The 15,578-nt window shown below is 63.6% G+C and carries 15 protein-coding genes; 11 read left to right on the top strand and 4 right to left on the bottom strand.

Annotated features, from left to right (window positions below):
• Positions 1-66 precede the first annotated feature (66 nt).
• The 11 genes from BLP76_RS13695 (at position 67) to BLP76_RS13645 (ending at position 7,475) form a co-directional block, all read left to right on the top strand.
• Positions 67-840 carry an SDR family NAD(P)-dependent oxidoreductase gene (locus tag BLP76_RS13695; RefSeq protein ID WP_170130454.1) on the top strand — a complete coding sequence of 258 codons (774 nt, stop codon included), beginning with the start codon at positions 67-69 and terminating at the stop codon, positions 838-840.
• Positions 837-1,778, top strand: coding sequence for an ABC transporter permease (locus BLP76_RS13690; RefSeq protein WP_092814283.1), 942 nt, complete (start codon positions 837-839; stop codon positions 1,776-1,778). The genes BLP76_RS13695 and BLP76_RS13690 overlap by 4 nt, the downstream gene beginning before the upstream one ends.
• A gap of 46 nt (positions 1,779-1,824) precedes the next feature.
• Positions 1,825-2,772, top strand: a complete 948-nt coding sequence (locus BLP76_RS13685) for a sugar ABC transporter substrate-binding protein (RefSeq protein WP_092814403.1) — start codon at positions 1,825-1,827, stop codon at positions 2,770-2,772.
• Between the two features lie 43 nt (positions 2,773-2,815).
• Positions 2,816-3,553, top strand: a complete 738-nt coding sequence (locus tag BLP76_RS13680) for an ATP-binding cassette domain-containing protein (RefSeq protein ID WP_092814280.1) — start codon at positions 2,816-2,818, stop codon at positions 3,551-3,553.
• Between the two features lie 200 nt (positions 3,554-3,753).
• A complete protein-coding gene (locus tag BLP76_RS13675) occupies positions 3,754-4,050 on the top strand; it encodes an ArsR/SmtB family transcription factor (RefSeq protein ID WP_092814278.1) in 297 nt (98 codons plus the stop codon).
• Positions 4,047-5,144 (top strand): permease, encoded by a 1,098-nt coding sequence (locus BLP76_RS13670; RefSeq protein ID WP_092814275.1) that lies wholly within the window; start codon positions 4,047-4,049, stop codon positions 5,142-5,144. Before BLP76_RS13675 ends, BLP76_RS13670 begins: the two co-directional genes overlap by 4 nt.
• Before the next feature lie 18 nt (positions 5,145-5,162).
• Positions 5,163-5,399 carry a thioredoxin family protein gene (locus BLP76_RS13665; RefSeq protein ID WP_092814272.1) on the top strand — a complete coding sequence of 79 codons (237 nt, stop codon included), beginning with the start codon at positions 5,163-5,165 and terminating at the stop codon, positions 5,397-5,399.
• A gap of 131 nt (positions 5,400-5,530) precedes the next feature.
• Positions 5,531-6,043, top strand: a complete 513-nt coding sequence (locus tag BLP76_RS13660; RefSeq protein WP_092814269.1) for an arsenate reductase ArsC — start codon at positions 5,531-5,533, stop codon at positions 6,041-6,043.
• Positions 6,044-6,066: 23 nt separating this feature from the next.
• On the top strand, positions 6,067-6,489 hold the full coding sequence (gene arsC / locus BLP76_RS13655; RefSeq protein ID WP_092814266.1) for an arsenate reductase (glutaredoxin): 423 nt from the start codon (positions 6,067-6,069) through the stop codon (positions 6,487-6,489).
• A 79-nt stretch (positions 6,490-6,568) separates the two neighbouring features.
• Positions 6,569-6,925: a hypothetical protein gene (locus BLP76_RS13650; RefSeq protein WP_092814263.1), complete on the top strand. Its 357-nt coding sequence runs from the start codon at positions 6,569-6,571 to the stop codon at positions 6,923-6,925.
• 79 nt (positions 6,926-7,004) lie between these two features.
• Entirely contained in the window at positions 7,005-7,475 is a 471-nt protein-coding gene (locus BLP76_RS13645; RefSeq protein WP_244514584.1) for a DUF411 domain-containing protein, read from the top strand.
• Positions 7,476-7,561: 86 nt separating this feature from the next.
• On the opposite strand, the gene BLP76_RS13640 is transcribed toward BLP76_RS13645, so the two are convergent.
• The 4 genes from BLP76_RS13640 to bcsA are packed head-to-tail and all read right to left on the bottom strand — an operon-like array spanning position 7,562 to position 15,388.
• Positions 7,562-9,226 carry a tetratricopeptide repeat protein gene (locus tag BLP76_RS13640; RefSeq protein WP_092814257.1) on the bottom strand — a complete coding sequence of 555 codons (1,665 nt, stop codon included), beginning with the start codon at positions 9,224-9,226 and terminating at the stop codon, positions 7,562-7,564.
• A complete protein-coding gene (locus tag BLP76_RS13635; protein ID WP_170130455.1) occupies positions 9,217-10,515 on the bottom strand; it encodes a glycosyl hydrolase family 8 in 1,299 nt (432 codons plus the stop codon). The genes BLP76_RS13640 and BLP76_RS13635 overlap by 10 nt, the downstream gene beginning before the upstream one ends.
• A complete protein-coding gene (locus tag BLP76_RS13630) occupies positions 10,512-12,920 on the bottom strand; it encodes a cellulose biosynthesis cyclic di-GMP-binding regulatory protein BcsB (protein ID WP_092814248.1) in 2,409 nt (802 codons plus the stop codon). Before BLP76_RS13630 ends, BLP76_RS13635 begins: the two co-directional genes overlap by 4 nt.
• A complete protein-coding gene (bcsA, locus tag BLP76_RS13625) occupies positions 12,917-15,388 on the bottom strand; it encodes a UDP-forming cellulose synthase catalytic subunit (protein WP_244514583.1) in 2,472 nt (823 codons plus the stop codon). The genes BLP76_RS13630 and bcsA overlap by 4 nt, the downstream gene beginning before the upstream one ends.
• Positions 15,389-15,578 lie beyond the last annotated feature (190 nt).

Genomic DNA, 15,578 nt, shown 5'->3' with positions numbered 1-15,578 from the left:
TGGATGCAGGATGGGGCGAAGGATGAGGCATGGCACAATGCTGCGAGAGCGTCGGGGCGTGGCGAGATGAGCGGAAAACCGGTCGTTCTCATCACCGGCGCCAGCGGTGGCATCGGGCGTGCGACGTCGGCGGCCATGCAACGCGACGGGTGGCGGATCTTTGCGACCGATCTCGATGACGGCGGCAAGCTCGCCGATCTGTTGGGCGAAGATGACGGCTACGCGTCTGCCGATCTTCTCGACCGGTCGGCGCCGGAGGCTCTGGTCGATGCCTGTCTCGCCCGCTTCGGCCGCATCGACGGCCTCGTGCATTGTGCCGGGACATCGCATGTTGCGGCCTTTCCCGATCAGGACGACGAGGGCTGGGAGCGGGTGATCGACGTCAATCTCTCAAGCGCCCACCGTGTGGGACGGGCAGTGGGGCGTGCCATGCGTGCTGCCGGAAATGGCGGTGCGATGGTTTTCGTCTCCTCGATCGCCTGGCTCTCGGGCGGTGCCAATCCGGCTTATGGCGCGGCCAAGGGCGGCGTCAACACGATGACCTTCAACATCGCCCAGGCCCTGGGGCCGGATGGTGTGCGCGCCAATGCGGTCGCGCCGGGCATCATCGCCACCGAAATGGTGCGTGGAGCTTTCCCGGGCGATGCCTTCGGAAAACTTGAGCGGGCAGCCTCGGCGCGGACACCGCTTCGCCGTCTCGGTCGGCCTGAAGATGTCGCTGAAGTCGTTGCCTTCCTCATGTCGTCGCGCGCCGCCTTTGTGACGGGCGCCGTCATTCCCGTCACCGGGGGGCTGGAATTGATCCCGCCGATCGGCAAGCTCGCGGACCAGGCCGGGTGAGGGATTTCATCGCCAAATATGGGACGGCGCTCGCGGGGCTCCTCGTTTTCGTCTTCCTGCTCGTCTTCGCGCGCAATTTCGCCTCCAGCGCCAATCTGCTGAATGTGTTGAAGCAGACGAGCTTTCTGGCGATCCTCGCCACCGGCTTCACTTTCGCGCTTTTGACCTCCGAGCTCGACCTCTCCTTCGCCAATCTAGCGAGCCTCGCCGCCGTCGTCACAGGTGGCCTCATCGCGGGAGGCACGTTTTGGGCGCTTGCCGTCGTCGCGGGCCTTGCCGTCGCCACCCTCGGTGGGTTGGTGAACGGGTTCCTGGTGACCGGCGTGAAGGTGCCCTCGCTCATTGCCACGCTCGGCACGGCTGCGATCGCCAATGGTCTGACCTTCATGATCACCGGCGGTGTCGCTTTCGTCGGGCGCTGGGATCCGATGTTTCTCGCCCTGGCGCGCGGCGAGCTCTTCGGCATTCCGGTCCTCGTCGTGGTCATGGCGGCCGTCGTTCTGATCGCCTGGTTCGTGACGCGTAAGACGCGGCTCGGCACGCATATGCTGGCAACCGGCGAGGCGCAGGAGGCGGCCCATCGCGCCGGCATCGCGACCCGGCGCATGAAACTGATCGGCCTCACGCTCTCGGGCTTTGCGGCCGGTATCGCGGCCGTTCTTCTCGTCGCCAATCTGAGCTCCGCCTCACCGCAGATGGCCGGCGATTATCTCTTGAACGGCATCGCCGCGGTGCTTCTCGGCATGACTATGTTCGAGCCGGGACGTCCGAACATCGCCGGCACCTTCGTCGGCGCCCTGATCATTTCGATGCTTGCCAACGGTCTCGTGCTTCTCGGCGCCCCCTATTACCTGCAGGATATCATGCTCGGCGTTATCGTCATCGCCTCGGTGAGTGTCTCCGCCAGCGTTCTGAAGAAGGCCGCATTTTCCGTATGAAGCGCGCCGAAAAAGCCGCGCTCTGCCAACGATAAGAGGGATGAACATGAAACTCAGATTGCTGCTTTCGCTTGGCGTCGTCGCCTTCGCGGTGACGCGGGCGGTCTCCGCCCAGGCCTTCGAGCTCGGCGTCGTCGCTTTTCAGATGTCGTCGGAGACGCATGCCCGCGTCGCCAATGCCGTCGAAGCCGCCGCGAGAAAAAAGGGCTGGGACGTCGTCGTGCTGAATTCCAACGGCACGCTGCAGACGCATTCCGAGCAGATCGAGAACCTCGTTCAAAGCGGCGTGGACGGCATCGTGCTCGCCATGTCGAAGCCCGTCGAGTTCGATGCGCAGATGCAGGCGGTGAAAGACGCCGGCATCCCGTTGATCACGGTGATGAGCGGGGCGAGCCCGCATGCGCTTTTCGATATCCAGGTCAATGAGTACGCCGTCGGTTCTGAATCGGCTCTCTATCTTCTGGGGCAGCTCGGCTATGAGGGGAAGATCCTGACGGACCGCTTCGAATCCAATGTCGGCACACGCATCCGCGGCAAGGTGCTCGACGTCGTCCTGAGCGAAAACCAGGCCGTGGAGGTGGTCGGAAGCCATTCCATGGCCCGCACCAAGAGCTGGCAGGAGGATGTGCGCAACGGCATGAATGCTCTCATCATGCAAAATGCCGGCAACTTCGACGGCATCTGGGCTTCCTTTGATGGCCAGGCGTTCATCATCGACGATCTTCTGAAGCAGCAGGGCATGCAGAAGGGCGACGTGGTTCTCGTCTCCACAGATGGTGGGCCGGAAACGTTCCGGCGCATCAAGTCGCCGGATTCCATGCTGATGGCGACGGTGGCGATTCCGTTCGAGGCGATGGGCGAGGCAGCCGTCGATGCCATGCAGAAGATCGCCGTCGAAGGCGCCGAGAAGGAAACCATCACCTCAGGCCCTTATCTCTACATGAGTGCCGATCTCGTCGATCAGTCGAACGTCGACGACTTCATCAAGGAGTAGGCGAGGGGGCCGGGGGCGAGCCGCCGGCCACTTTGGAAAAAAGATGAGCGACATCCTCACCGTCCGCAACGCCCGGAAATCCTATGGTGCCGTCAAGGCGCTGCGCGGCGCCGATCTCAGCGTCGCGGCCGGCGAGGTGCACGCGCTCTGCGGCGACAATGGCGCCGGAAAATCGACGCTGATCAAACTCGTCTCCGGCGTGGAGCGTCCGGATGAGGGCGACATTCATGTGCGTGGCGAAAAGGTGCGGCTTGCAAACCCGCATGACGCGCTTGCGGCCGGCATCGCGACCATCCACCAGGATCTTGGTCTCGCGCCGCGCATGATGATCTATCAGAATATTTTCATGGGCTCCGAGCTGGAGAGGCGGGTTCTCGGCATCAAGGTGCTCGACCGTGCCGCCATGATCGCCCGCTCGCAGGACTTCCTGATCTCGCTAAATTCGGTGATGCGCGACATGACCGCCAAGGTGGAGAACCTGTCCGGCGGTCAGCGTCAGGCGGTGGCGATCTGCCGGGCGCTCCGCTGGAAGGCGGAAATCATCATCATGGATGAGCCGACCGCCGCGCTTGGCGTGCGCGAGACGGAAGAGGTGATGAAGCTCATCCGCAGGCTCAAGGAAAACGGCGTCACCGTCATCCTGATCAGCCACAACATGCACGACGTCGTGGCCGTCGCCGACAGGGTCACCATCCTGCGTGGTGGCCGGACCGAAACCTCGCTGTCGACCGACGGCCTGACATCGCAGGCCCTGTCGGAGCGCATCATGGGCGGCGCCTGAGCCCGGTCCTGGGCGCGACGTGAGTGGAGAGCCGCCGGACGCCCGTGTGCCGTCTCGGATCGAGCCTCGCATTCGCCAAAAATAGCAATTGCCAAAGATCGCAGCTGCCAGGGATCGCATCGGCCTGACTAGAACCCGTTCCGTGTAGACACAGACCGCATATGCGCCTATACGCATATGCGCGAAAGGGTGAATACGCGATGGACGCTTTTCTTGTTCTCTCCGCCCTGGCTGAGCCGACACGGCTGGCCGCCATTCAAATCGTCTGGGACGGTGGCGAGCATTGTGTCTGCGAGTTGATGGAAAGCTTGGACGCGACGCAATCGCGGATGTCGAGGCATATGGGCGTGCTGAAATCTGCCGGCCTCGTCGTGGACCGTCGCGACGCACAATGGGTGCGCTACCGGCGCAATCCGGACCTGCCGCGAGAGCTTGTAGCGATCGTCGATGCGGCGGTGGCGGCTGTCGAAAGCAAGCCGCAGAGGGCGGCGGCATGAGCGCCTCCCACCTCGCAGAAAGCGTCACGCCTGCGGCCGGAAGTGTCACGCCTGCGGCCGGCCGGCGATCTTCTCCTCTTCTGTGGTACGGCGGCACCGTCCTCGTGTTGGCGCTGTGGCTCGCCGTCTATATCGGCCTCAGGCCGGCTGCCGACGCGCTGACCGGCTTCCTTCCCGTGGCGCGGGAAAGCCGCCTGGGCGAGGCGCTCGCCTTCTTTCTCTACGACACGCCGAAAGTGCTGATGCTGTTGGCGCTCGTGGTTTTCGTGATGGGGGTGGTGCAATCTTTCTTCTCGCCCGAGAAGACGCGGGCCTTTCTGTCGGGTCGGCGCGAGGGTGCTGGCAACGTCATGGCGGCTGGGCTCGGCATCCTGACGCCCTTTTGCTCGTGTTCGGCCATTCCGCTCTTCATCGGTTTCGTTCAGGCCGGCATCCCGCTCGGTGTGACCTTCTCCTTCCTGATCGCCGCGCCGATGGTGAACGAGGTGGCGCTTGGCCTTCTCTTCGGTCTGGTCGGCTGGCAGGTGGCTCTCCTCTATCTCGCCTTCGGACTTGGCGTTGCAATCGTGTCGGGTTGGGTCATCGGCCGCCTGCATATCGAGTCCTGGCTGCAAGATTGGGTGCGCGAGTTGAATGCGACGGGCGGCTGCTGCCGCGTGCCAGAGGATGAGATCACCGGCGTTGAGCGTCTCCGCGAGGGCCTTGCCTCCATGAGGGAGATCGTCGGCCGTGTGTGGCTGTGGATTCTCGCCGGTATCGCTGTTGGCGCCGGCATCCACGGCTATGTGCCGGCGGAGCTGATGGCGCGCATCATGGGCGCAGAGGCCTGGTGGTCGGTGCCCGCCGCGATCGGCCTCGGCATACCGATGTATTCCAATGCTGCCGGCATCATTCCAGTGGTGGAAGCGCTTCTCGACAAGGGCGCCGCGCTCGGCACGACCTTGGCCTTCATGATGTCGGTCCTGGCGCTCTCCCTGCCGGAGATTGTCATTCTGAAAAAAGTACTGAAGGGACGGCTCATCGCGGTCTTCGTCGCCATCGTCGGGACGGGCATCCTCAGCGTTGGCTTTCTCTTCAATGTTCTGTTCGGCTAACTTCGAGGCGTTTCTGCCATGAAAGACGTGAAAGTACTCGGCCCGGGCTGCAAGCGCTGCGAGACGACCGAGGCCATGGTGCGCAATGCTGCCGAGAGGCTCGGCATTGATGCAAAGGTGCAAAAGGTAACGGACTACGCCGAGATCGCTCGATATGGCGTTGCCTCCACTCCGGGCATCGTCATAGACGGCAAGCTTGTCCATGCCGGAGGCCTGCCGCGCGAGGAAAAGCTGGAGGAATGGCTCACGGCATGAACGCGACGGCGTCTTGCTGCGGCGGGCGCCCTGGAGACGTGTGCTCCGCTCGCACAGGAATGCGCCGCCTATGCAATGAAGACTGATCCAGCCGAGGCCCCAAAAAGGCCCGGACATCGGGGGAGGGGAAAATGGGAACGCCTTACAATGTCTTGTTTCTCTGCACGGGCAATTCGGCCCGTTCGCTTCTGGCCGAGGCGGTCTTGAACCGGGAGGGGCATGGCCGCTTTCGCGCCTATTCCGCGGGTGCACATCCCAAAGACACGCCGCATCCCTATACGATCGACCTGCTGAAATCGCTCGGCTACGACACGTCCTTTGCCCGCTCCAAGAGCTGGGACGAATTTGCCGCGCCCGACGCGCCTGAGCTCGATTTCGTTTTCACGGTCTGCGACCAGGCAGCGGCGGAGCCGTGTCCGGTCTGGCCTGGCCAGCCCGTCACGGCGCATTGGGGCGTCACCGATCCCGCCGCCGCGACCGGCAAGGAAAGCGAGAAGCGGCTTGCCTTTGCCGAAGCCTATCGCATGCTCTTCAACCGCATTTCGGTCTTCGTCAGCCTGCCGATCACCTCGCTCGACCGTCTTGCGCTTGAAAGGCGGGTGCAAGAGATTGGAACGCTCTCACAGGCGCCTGAGAGCGCCTGACGAGAAGGAACTGCGAGCCGACCATGGACGTCGTCATTCATCACAATCCCGATTGCGGGACTTCGCGCAATGTTCTCTCGATCATCGAGAAGGCCGGTTATCGGCCGACGGTCATCGAGTATCTCAAGGAAGGTTGGACCCGCCCGCAGCTTCTGGCGCTCTTTGCGGCGGCAGGGCTGACACCGCGCGAGGCGCTCAGGACGACGAAATCACCCGCGGAAGAGCTCGGCCTGCTCGATCCCGAGGTGAGTGACGAGAAGCTCATGGAGGCGATGATTGCGCATCCGGTTCTGGTGAACCGGCCGATCGTCTGCACGACAAAAGGTGTGCGGCTGTGCCGGCCGAGCGAGATGGTGCTCGATCTTCTCGACCACCTGCCGCCCGGTCCGCTTGCCAAGGAGGATGGCGAGCTGATCATCGATGCGGACGGACGCCGGGTCGCATGACGGGTGTGTCCGCTTACATTTCTGTAACCCGTTGATTTGCCTCAAGCGCGGTATCGCCGGATCTGCTAGATTGCAGAGGATGCTCGCAACTCGGATTCCACGTCTGGCGTCGCTGCTTCTCGCGCTTCTCCTCGCACTCGTCGGCGGACAGGCGAGCTACGCCTCCTCGCATGGCCGGACGATGGCGCCGATGGACGTGTCAGAGATGCGCCTCGTGGCCGAGCAGCCGCATGATTGCTGCCAGGAGGCGCCAGCGGAAAAGACCGGCTGTACCGCAATCTGCGCCGCAACCCTGCAAGCATTCGCCACCACCCACATGCCGACTGTGCCTGCACCGCGCAGCGATGTCGTGGCCACGATGCGTCCGGATGCGAGAGTGCTGGTCGCAACCGATCCGGAAGCGCTGTCGCCGCCTCCACGAAGCATCCTTTCCTGAGAGACGCGGGCAAAGCCCGCAACAGACTGAATCGCCGGGGCGAAACCCGGCCCATCTGCACTTTGGAAAGATGCTTCCGATGAAAACTCGTTTTCTTCTCGCCGGCGCTGCGTTTGCCGGCATGCTCGCGGTTTCTTCCGTTCACGCGGAAGGACTCCCGGCCATGACCGTCTACAAGGATCCGTCCTGCGGCTGCTGCACGGCCTGGGCGGATAAGATGCGTACCGAGGGCTTTGTCGTCGAGATCGTCCCGACCGACGATATCGCCGCCGTCAAGCAGCAGTTCGGCGTCCCCGACGAACTCGCCTCATGCCACACGGCCGTGGTTGGCGGCTACGTCCTGGAAGGTCATGTGCCTTCGGCGATGGTTGAGCGGCTCCTCGATGAAAAGCCCATGACGGCGGGTCTCGCCGTGCCGGGCATGCCGGTCGGCTCGGAAGGTATGGCCATGCCCGGCATGGAGCCGGACACCTATCCGGTCGTCTCTTTCGGAGCTTCCGGGCAGTCGACCTATGCCCGCTATCGCGGCGAGGAACGCCTGTCGGATTAAGACGCTTGATGAAGAAGAAAGGGCGCTCACCCTTGCGGGGGTGAACGCCCTTTCGACTGGCTGGAGGTGCCAGGCTTTTTTCTTGTCTATCGATGACGGGCGGGCAGTTGGGCGTTCATGATCCACGCCAGCGCTTCCCGTGTCTCCTTGGTGGAGCTCTTCGCGTCGAGCTTGCGAAAAATCTCCCGCGCCTCGGCGATCTGATGCAGGTGGTAGAGGGCCCAGCCTCGGAGCATCATCATGCCGCGCGACTTGCCGTCGAACTCGTCGAGAAGCGCCAGAGCCTCTCGATAGCGCTTCGCCCCGAAGAGATCGTTAACCCGCTGCGCAACCCGCGCCGCCCGCACCTGCTGCGCCTGATCGACCGTCGAGGCGGTCCGCGTCGGGCGCTTGAGCTCCGGTGCGATCGCGGCGACGCTCGGATAATCCGGCGAGAAATTCTTCAACAGATCGGCGAGGTCGGACCATTGTTTGAGATGGAAGGTCGCAAGAACGAGGCCGAGTGCCGTCGTGTCCTGCGGCTGCCAGTCCATCGCCTGTCGGAACCAGTGTTGGGCATCATCGAAGGACTTGGTGTTGTAATGGTACCAGGCGAGCGCCTGCGCGCCGTCGCCGGATTGCGTCTGTTCGATGGCGTTGGCGAGTTTGGCGACGTAGTCGCGTGTGAGATCGGGCGGGGGATCCATGCTGAGACGCGCCGCGCCGAGACCGAGAAAGAGGCTGCGCACCTCGGCCGATTCCGCTTCCCATTTGGCGGCAATCGCTTCCGCCTCGTCGGGCTTTTCAAGCGCGCTCAGTGAAAGCACGGACCCCTCCGCCGATTTCACGTCACCACCGCGATCGAGCGCCGTCTTGAACCAGCGCGCCGCGTCCTGCCAGTCGTTCTGGCCATAATAGAACCAGCCGAGAAGCGCCGCATCGGACATGGCGCTCTTGTCGGCCTCTACGCCGTCTTCGAAGCGCACGAGTTCGCTCCGGGACACTGTTCCCACGTCTTCACCGGCGGCGATGGCGCCGATACGCGCTCGCAGAAGATCGTCTTCGACAATGTCGAATTCGTTGCTGCCGTTCGGATTGGTGCGGCCGAGAGAGATGAGCGTTTCGACCTCGCGCACGGGCAGGAGCCCGAGCGCCTTCTGTATGGTCCCGAGCCGCTCGCCAGAGTTTGTCGAATCTTGCAGGATCTTTTCGTAGAGAGCGAGCGCTTCCTGCTCGGCATGGTTGTGCGCCTCGGCTTCCGCCACCCGCCACATGACGTCGACGTCCGCCGTGCTTAAGATGATGTCACCGCCTCCGGCGATATCGAGAACCTTGCCCCATTGCTTGAGATCCGAGGCGTTGACGAGACGCTGACGGGCGCGCTTGTGAGCGACTTTGCTCCTGAGATCTTCGGATGGCTGCCAGCCCGGCTCGGAACGGCGGCGCTCTTCGATCGCAGCTTCGAGATCATCGAGCCGGTCGGCCGCGAAAAGCTCCCAGAATTCTGTTTCGTCGCTGCCTCCGGTCACCTGGGTGAAGAGGTCGTCGGGCGGCGTCCATCCCGGATGCAATTGCTGCAGCCGGTGGATTTCGGCCTCGACACGGTCGAGCTCCTGGTTGCGCGCATAGTAGCGCAAGGCACTTTCATCGACCTTTGTCACGGCAGCGCTCGACACGGGGCCAGGTGCCTTGATGGTGATTGTCTGAGCCTGCGCGGGTGCGATCCAGGCCGCCCCTGCGAGAAGAAGAAGCGGGAGCGTTTTCAGCGACATCCGGAATATGCCTCCTGTGCTGCAACGACAGAAAGGGCCTGTAGGGCACTCGGATAATAGAGGTCGGGAAGGCTGCTGCGCGCCGAGGAAGGGAAGGGCGTGCCTTCGCGTGCGCAGGCAACGAGCCCCGCGACCGCCGCATAGCCGGGGCCGCCGAGAGGCTGGACTGCCCGACCCGACATGACATCGACGGTGCTCGGCTGCGCCCGCTCCCACAGCGCCTGATAGGGGGCGAGGTCGGAACGATCTCCGGCCTTCGCCCAGGCGGCATAGAGAGGAATGCGGATCGCATTGTAGGCAAAGGTCGGGGGGAAGCCGTTGGCCGGCCGCGGTTTCTCGCCCGACAGCGAGATCCAGTCGCTCGGCAGATTGCTTTTGCCGAAGCGGGCGGCCCGCATCAACGCGACACCGCTATCGCGCAGGGCATTCCAATCATATTGTGGAGCGGCCTTTGCGAGCGCCGGGAAAGCCGGAAACACCCAATAGGAGAGATTGATGACGGGCCCGTCGCGGCGATTATCGGCGCGGAAACCGTGGACGCCCGGCAGGATGACGCGGCCGTAGGCACTCTCTTCCGTCGTTTTCTCGTAGATCGCTGCTGCGATATCGGCGGCGGCCTTGCGGTATTCCTGTTCGTTGAAGCGGGTCGCGCCCTCCATCAGCGCCCAGGCGATCAGGATGTCGCCGTCGGTGGCGTTGTTGGGGTCCGTGACGTGCGGATCGGCATCGGGCTCCCAGCGCCAGGCAGCAAGGCCGTCGTCGCGGATTAGGAGCTCGGTGACGGTCCAGTTCCACAGGCGGCGAAAGGTGACGGGGTCATCGGCGAAGGCCGCCAGCAGCAGGCCGTATCCCTGGCCTTCGCTGTGACTGATCTTGCCATTGCCGTCGTCGATCACGCGCCCGTCGTCGCCGATGAAATTGTCACGGAAATTCGCCCAGAGAGGCGCGGGCAGGACTGCCTTCGCGGCAACGGAGTGTGAGCCGGTCGCAGCGCCGGCGGCCGCGATTTCGATCGGCTTCGAGACGGGTGCTGCTGTGGCCACGCCTGCAAACGCCGGATCAACCCTTGTATCTGCGACATGCGAGGCGTTTTCCCCTGATGCCATGGGCAGGCGGAGAGCGATGTTTTGAGGAACTGCGCTCGCCATCGTGACCGCGCTCTCGCCCGGCTCGCAGGGCAGCGCGGCTTTCACCGACGGGCTCTCGTTCAAAAGCGCCGCACCCGCCGAAATCGCCAGAAGCGCGGAGAAGGACGCGACGATAGCGGTGACGGAAACGCGCGCGCTCATGACGAATGCCCCACGCGCCGAAGAAGTGCAGCCGTTGCGAGACCGAGGCATACGCAGGCGGCGATGAGGCCGAGGACATAATAGATGATGTTGAGCGACATCCATCCTGCCGCGACGAGGCGGATATTCTGAAAGGAGAGCGGCTGTGTGGTCACATAGTAGAAGCTGCCGTTCGTGGCCCTGGTGATGTCGCTGTTGTTGCGCCCGAAAGCGAGCGCCCGCCCGTCCAGCCGGTAAAGCAGCGACGCCGTGTTGATCTGCGCAACGGAGGCCGCGAGCTCTCTGCTCGTTGGTGCCGTCACCACCGTCCAGGTGCGTCCCTCGTTGGCCGGCGCTTCCGCTTGGGCAAGGACGAGCGTGCTGCCGGGCTTGATCCGAAGCGGATCCGGTCTTTCGCCGAAGCCGATGTTCCCGGTTGCGCTCCCGACCTGGTCCTTGAGCCAGGAGATCGCCCGCTCGAACGGTCCGCCGAAGCCACCATTCTCGCGCATCTGCTCGGTCCAGTCATCGAGCGAGACAGAGGGTTGCATGAAAAGCCTTTGCGAGACGCGTTGCGGCGCCGGATCGTCGCGGCCGGTTGAGCCCGTGTAGAGCGGGGCTTCTCCAAGACCGGCTGTGCCGACACTGCTGTTGAGCATCTGCGAACGCCAGGCTTGGCGCATGCCGGCGGCGTCGAGACCGACAGCGTCGGCGACCGAGCCTGGCAGAGCCTGGGCGGCCGCCACGACGATCGAGGTGCCGGCGTCGGCCGGGGGTGCAGAGAAGGCAACCTCGAGATTGAGTGGGGCTCCGCTGACCGCTGCAAGATTGGCTGCGAGCGTCCCGGCGGCGGAGAGCGTGTCGCTGTCGGGATCGGGGATGTAGGCGGCTGTCGTTCCGCCCTTGGCGTAAGGGAACCCACCGCTGAGGGTCGAAGCGAGATTGGGCATGCGTGCGACGCGTGCGACCTGCGGCAGATAGAACTCGCTCGTATCCATCATGAGGAAGCGGCTCGGGCTGGAGAGCCCGGCAAGCGTGTCACAGCTGCGATCGCTTTGGGAGCGGAGCTGCGCCTCGATCTCTACCCGATTGATGCCGGGATGTAGCACCTTCAGCGGGATCGGGATTTTGCGTCCCCGCATCAATGCGCCGTCGTCGTCCAAGAGCGGCAGGACGGAGGCGGTCTGATCGTTCACACGCACGAGGAGTTGGCTCTTGGGATCGAGCCGCGGCGCGAAGCCGGCCGTCAGCCGAATGACCGCCTGGCTGTAATCGGCCGACAGAAAGTCATAGGGCATGCGAATGTTGAAGGAGGTGCGGTAGAGGCGACCGTTGAACTCCTCCGAGACGACGCCGAGGTCGCGCAGGCTCACCGAACTTCCCGGCGGCACGAGATGGCCGAGGGCGTTTTCAGCGGCACGCAGCCCGGACGGCGTTCCTTCCGAAGGCTCCGTGTTGCTGCCGGCCTCAAGACTTGCGAGTGCCGCGTCGATGGCGGCGTCGCTGCCTCCCACGATCCAGATGGATACACGACCATGGATCAGATCCATTTCGTCGGGAAGGATGACGGAGACGCCGGGCTGCGCGGTCTCGCCTGGCTTCAGCACACCGAGCCGACGCAGTTCCTCCGGCGTTCCGATCGCAATCTCGACGCCGGGTCCCGAGGCGGGCTCGCTGTCGAAGCGGACTTCGCTGCGGGACGCCTTGGTCATGATCGCGGCGATCTCGGCCACGCGCAAAAATCTCTCGGTCGCCTTTGGCGTGGGCGTCTCAGGTGCCCGCACGCTGATGCTGACGGCGCCGTCGAGCCCCGGATTGACGGCTGCGAGATCGCTCAGGCGCTCGAAGCCGGCACCGGCCCCCGCGAAGGCAAACCCGGTGACGCCAGGATAGATCTGGGTCCACAATTCGTAGGTTCCCTCGAGAGAGCAGTCGACGCGGTGCCGCTGCTGCACCGAGATGCGTACGGAATTGTAGCCAGGCTGGAGCAGTCCTGGGGGAACGGAGAGGCGCGTGCGGGCGAGCTCGTCAGGTGATGCGATCGGGATTTCACCGATGCTGACCTCGTTGACCGTCACCGTCAGCGTGGAGCCCTCCGACATTACCGACACGCTGTTGATGTAGCCGAGCTGCATCTCCGCCCTCGAGGCCGCCTGCGTCCTCGTCAGATAGACGGGCCACTCATGACCGGCGGTTTCGCCGTTGAAATGCAAATCGCTCAAGGCCGCGGGCAGGCGACGAAGGTCTGGATCGACCTCGGCCGCGAGCGGCACGCCGGTGTCGGAGAGCGCCATCTGGCTGGGGGCGGGCTGCGCCATCGCGGGCGCTGCGGATCGAACCTGATCGAGAGATAGGACGACCTTGCCTGCCTGGGCCTGCGGTGCGAGCAGGAGGAGTGCGAGGCCGGCGGTTGCGAGGCTTCTCATACCGCATACTCCCAGACGTCGTGGCCGAGCGAAGCTGTCGCGGCCGTCGATGTTGAGATGGAGCGCCGGCGTTGCGCCTCTGTAAGCTCCGCCTGCTCGACCTGTGGTGTGGCGAGAGCTGCTGCCGTCGCGCTCGGCTCCGCAGGAGGTGTTGCAGGGGTCAGAGCAGGTGTCGTTGCGACGTCGACCGGTGCGCCCGGCGCGACATGCAGATGGGACTGAGCCCGCGGCAAGGCTGGTTCCGATCGCCCGATTTCGGCGCCGAAACCGCTTTCGGCGCTCGTAAACCCTTCCATGTCCGCTGCGGCTGGGGGATTGCGCCTGAGACCGATGCGGAAGGCCCGCAGTGTGTAATAGAGGCTCCAGGAGAGGAAACCGAACGTGGCGCCGATGACGCTCCGCGACTGGCGCCGCCGGCTGCGGAATGTCTCGAAGACATTGGCGCTGTGGTAGAGGAGATCTGCGATGAGTTTGTATTGCGGCGCCGTGAGCTGGATGAATTCCATGCCCAGGAAGCGTCCGCGGTCATCATTGCCGGCCCGGCGCAGAACGACGGCGATCGCCTCTTTGGTGAGGCTGCCGTCGTCGTCGACCAGACGCAGCATGGCAATTGTCGCTCCGGCCTTCATCGGCGGCAGCGCATCTTCCAGCGGGCGCACCCGCACGCCACAGGTGGAGACATCCTCCACCGAGACGGCGATTTCACCGACACCCACGATCTCGAGCACCGCGCGGCGTACGACGGCGAGGCGTTGCGCCCGGCGCCGCTCTGGCATCTCGGACACGACGCCGAGCGCGACACCGGCAATGACGAGATTGATGGCGTTCCACACGCCGCAGATCATCAACAGGTCGTTGCCGGTAGGCTCGGTAAAGTAGCGCCACGCGGCATAGGCACCAGCGACGGCGAGGACGCCGAAGATCGCGAAATAGGGGCCGGCGAGGGCCGAGAGCTGCTCTTTATCGCTCGTCTGGCCTTTCGCGGTGACGTTGAACGTCGGCGCACGCGGATTGACGACGACGCTCAGAATCGCCCGCCCCAGATAGACCGACTGCACGTATTCGTAGAGTTCCGACACCCAGGGCCAGCGCAGCCTGCCGTAGAGATAGCTCTGCAGCATGATGTTCACAGCCATGTAGGCGACGGTGTAGCCGACGAACTCGCGGAAGCTCGCTTCGTAAATTTGCAGCGAGAAGATGATGTAGAGCAGCGGCGCCACCATGAAGGTGAGGCGCGTCAGCGGGAACAGCCAGAAAAGCGACGAGGAGAGATAGGCAATCCGCTGTTCCAGTCGAAGTCCCCGCTTAAAGAGCGGGTTCTTCAGCATCAGGATCTGCACCATGCCGCGGCACCAGCGCGAGCGCTGGCCGATGAAGGAGACGAAGTTTTCGGGCTGCAGACCGGCGATCAGCGGGATGTCGACATAACGGCTGTTCCATCCGCGGGAATGAAGTTCAAGCGCCGTCTCGCAATCTTCGGTGATGGAGACGCCGGAAAAGCCGCCTGTCTCCTCGAGCGCTGCACGCCGAAGCACGGCCGCCGAACCGCAGAAGAAGGCCGCGTTCCACTTGTCCAGACCCTTCTGGATCACGGAGTAGAACATCTCGTTTTCCGATGGCATCCGCTCGAAGGTCGAGAGGTTGCGTTCAAGCGGATCCGGATTGAGGAAGAAGTGCGGCGTCTGCACCAGGAAGAGACGCGGATCGTCGGCGAAATGACCGACGGTTTCGCGCAGGAACGAGCGGACCGGGCCGTGATCGGCGTCGAAGACCACGATCAGATCGGCGGTGGAGCAGTCGAGACCGTTGTTGAGGTTGCCGGCCTTCGCGTGTTCGTTGCGCTCGCGGGTGAGGTAGTGGGCGCCGAGCTGCGCGCAAAGCCGCTGCAGTTCCGCACGCCGGCGCTTGGCGGGGACTGAGACGTTCGGGTCGGGATTGTTGACCTTCTGCTCGGTGCCACCGTCGTCGAGCAGCCAGACCTGTCTTTTCTCATGCGGATAATCCATCGCGAGCGCTGCCGCGATGGTGGTGGCGAGAAGGCTTTTGTCTTCGTTGTAGGTCGGAATGAAGATGTCGACGGTCGGAAGCTCCGCATCCCGCAGTTGGCGCGCCCGCTTCCTTTCCAAAGGGTCGGCCGTGATGAACAGGCTGATGAACAGCATCAGCACTGAGAACATCTCCATGAGGTAGACGAGAAAGCCTGGAACGAAGTTGATCGGTTCCGAAATCGGCGGCAGCGTCGAGGTCGTGCGCCAGTAGACGTAGCGCAGCACCACCGCCGTCGCGAGCGCCAGAAAGACTTGGCGCCAGACGCCTTCCTTGCTGAACATCCACACGGCCGCCATCCCGCCGACGGCCGCTACGCCCATGACGAATTGTGCCTCGATGCTGATGGGCTGCATGATCAGCAGCAGCGTGGCGGTGGTGGCCAGAAGCCACAAAACCGCCAGCGGCATCGTTTTCGACATGACGCCTCTCCTACCCCTTGTTGCGGGGATACTGAGCCGGCGCTCGTATTTAAAAGCTTAATTAAATTGCGAATAGGCCGCAGTTTGGGCGGCATGGTTTCACAAAAATTAATGAGATCAGAGAAGGGCTTGGGGTAGATCCTTCATTTAAGCTGAAAAGGTTGTGTGCGATGCAACTACAAGGAGTTAC

Source organism: Afifella marina DSM 2698 (genome assembly GCF_900102695.1).
GTDB lineage: Bacteria > Pseudomonadota > Alphaproteobacteria > Rhizobiales > Afifellaceae > Afifella > Afifella marina.
The sequence above is the reverse complement of the archived record's forward strand: the minus strand, read 5'-3'. Positions and strand labels throughout refer to the sequence as shown.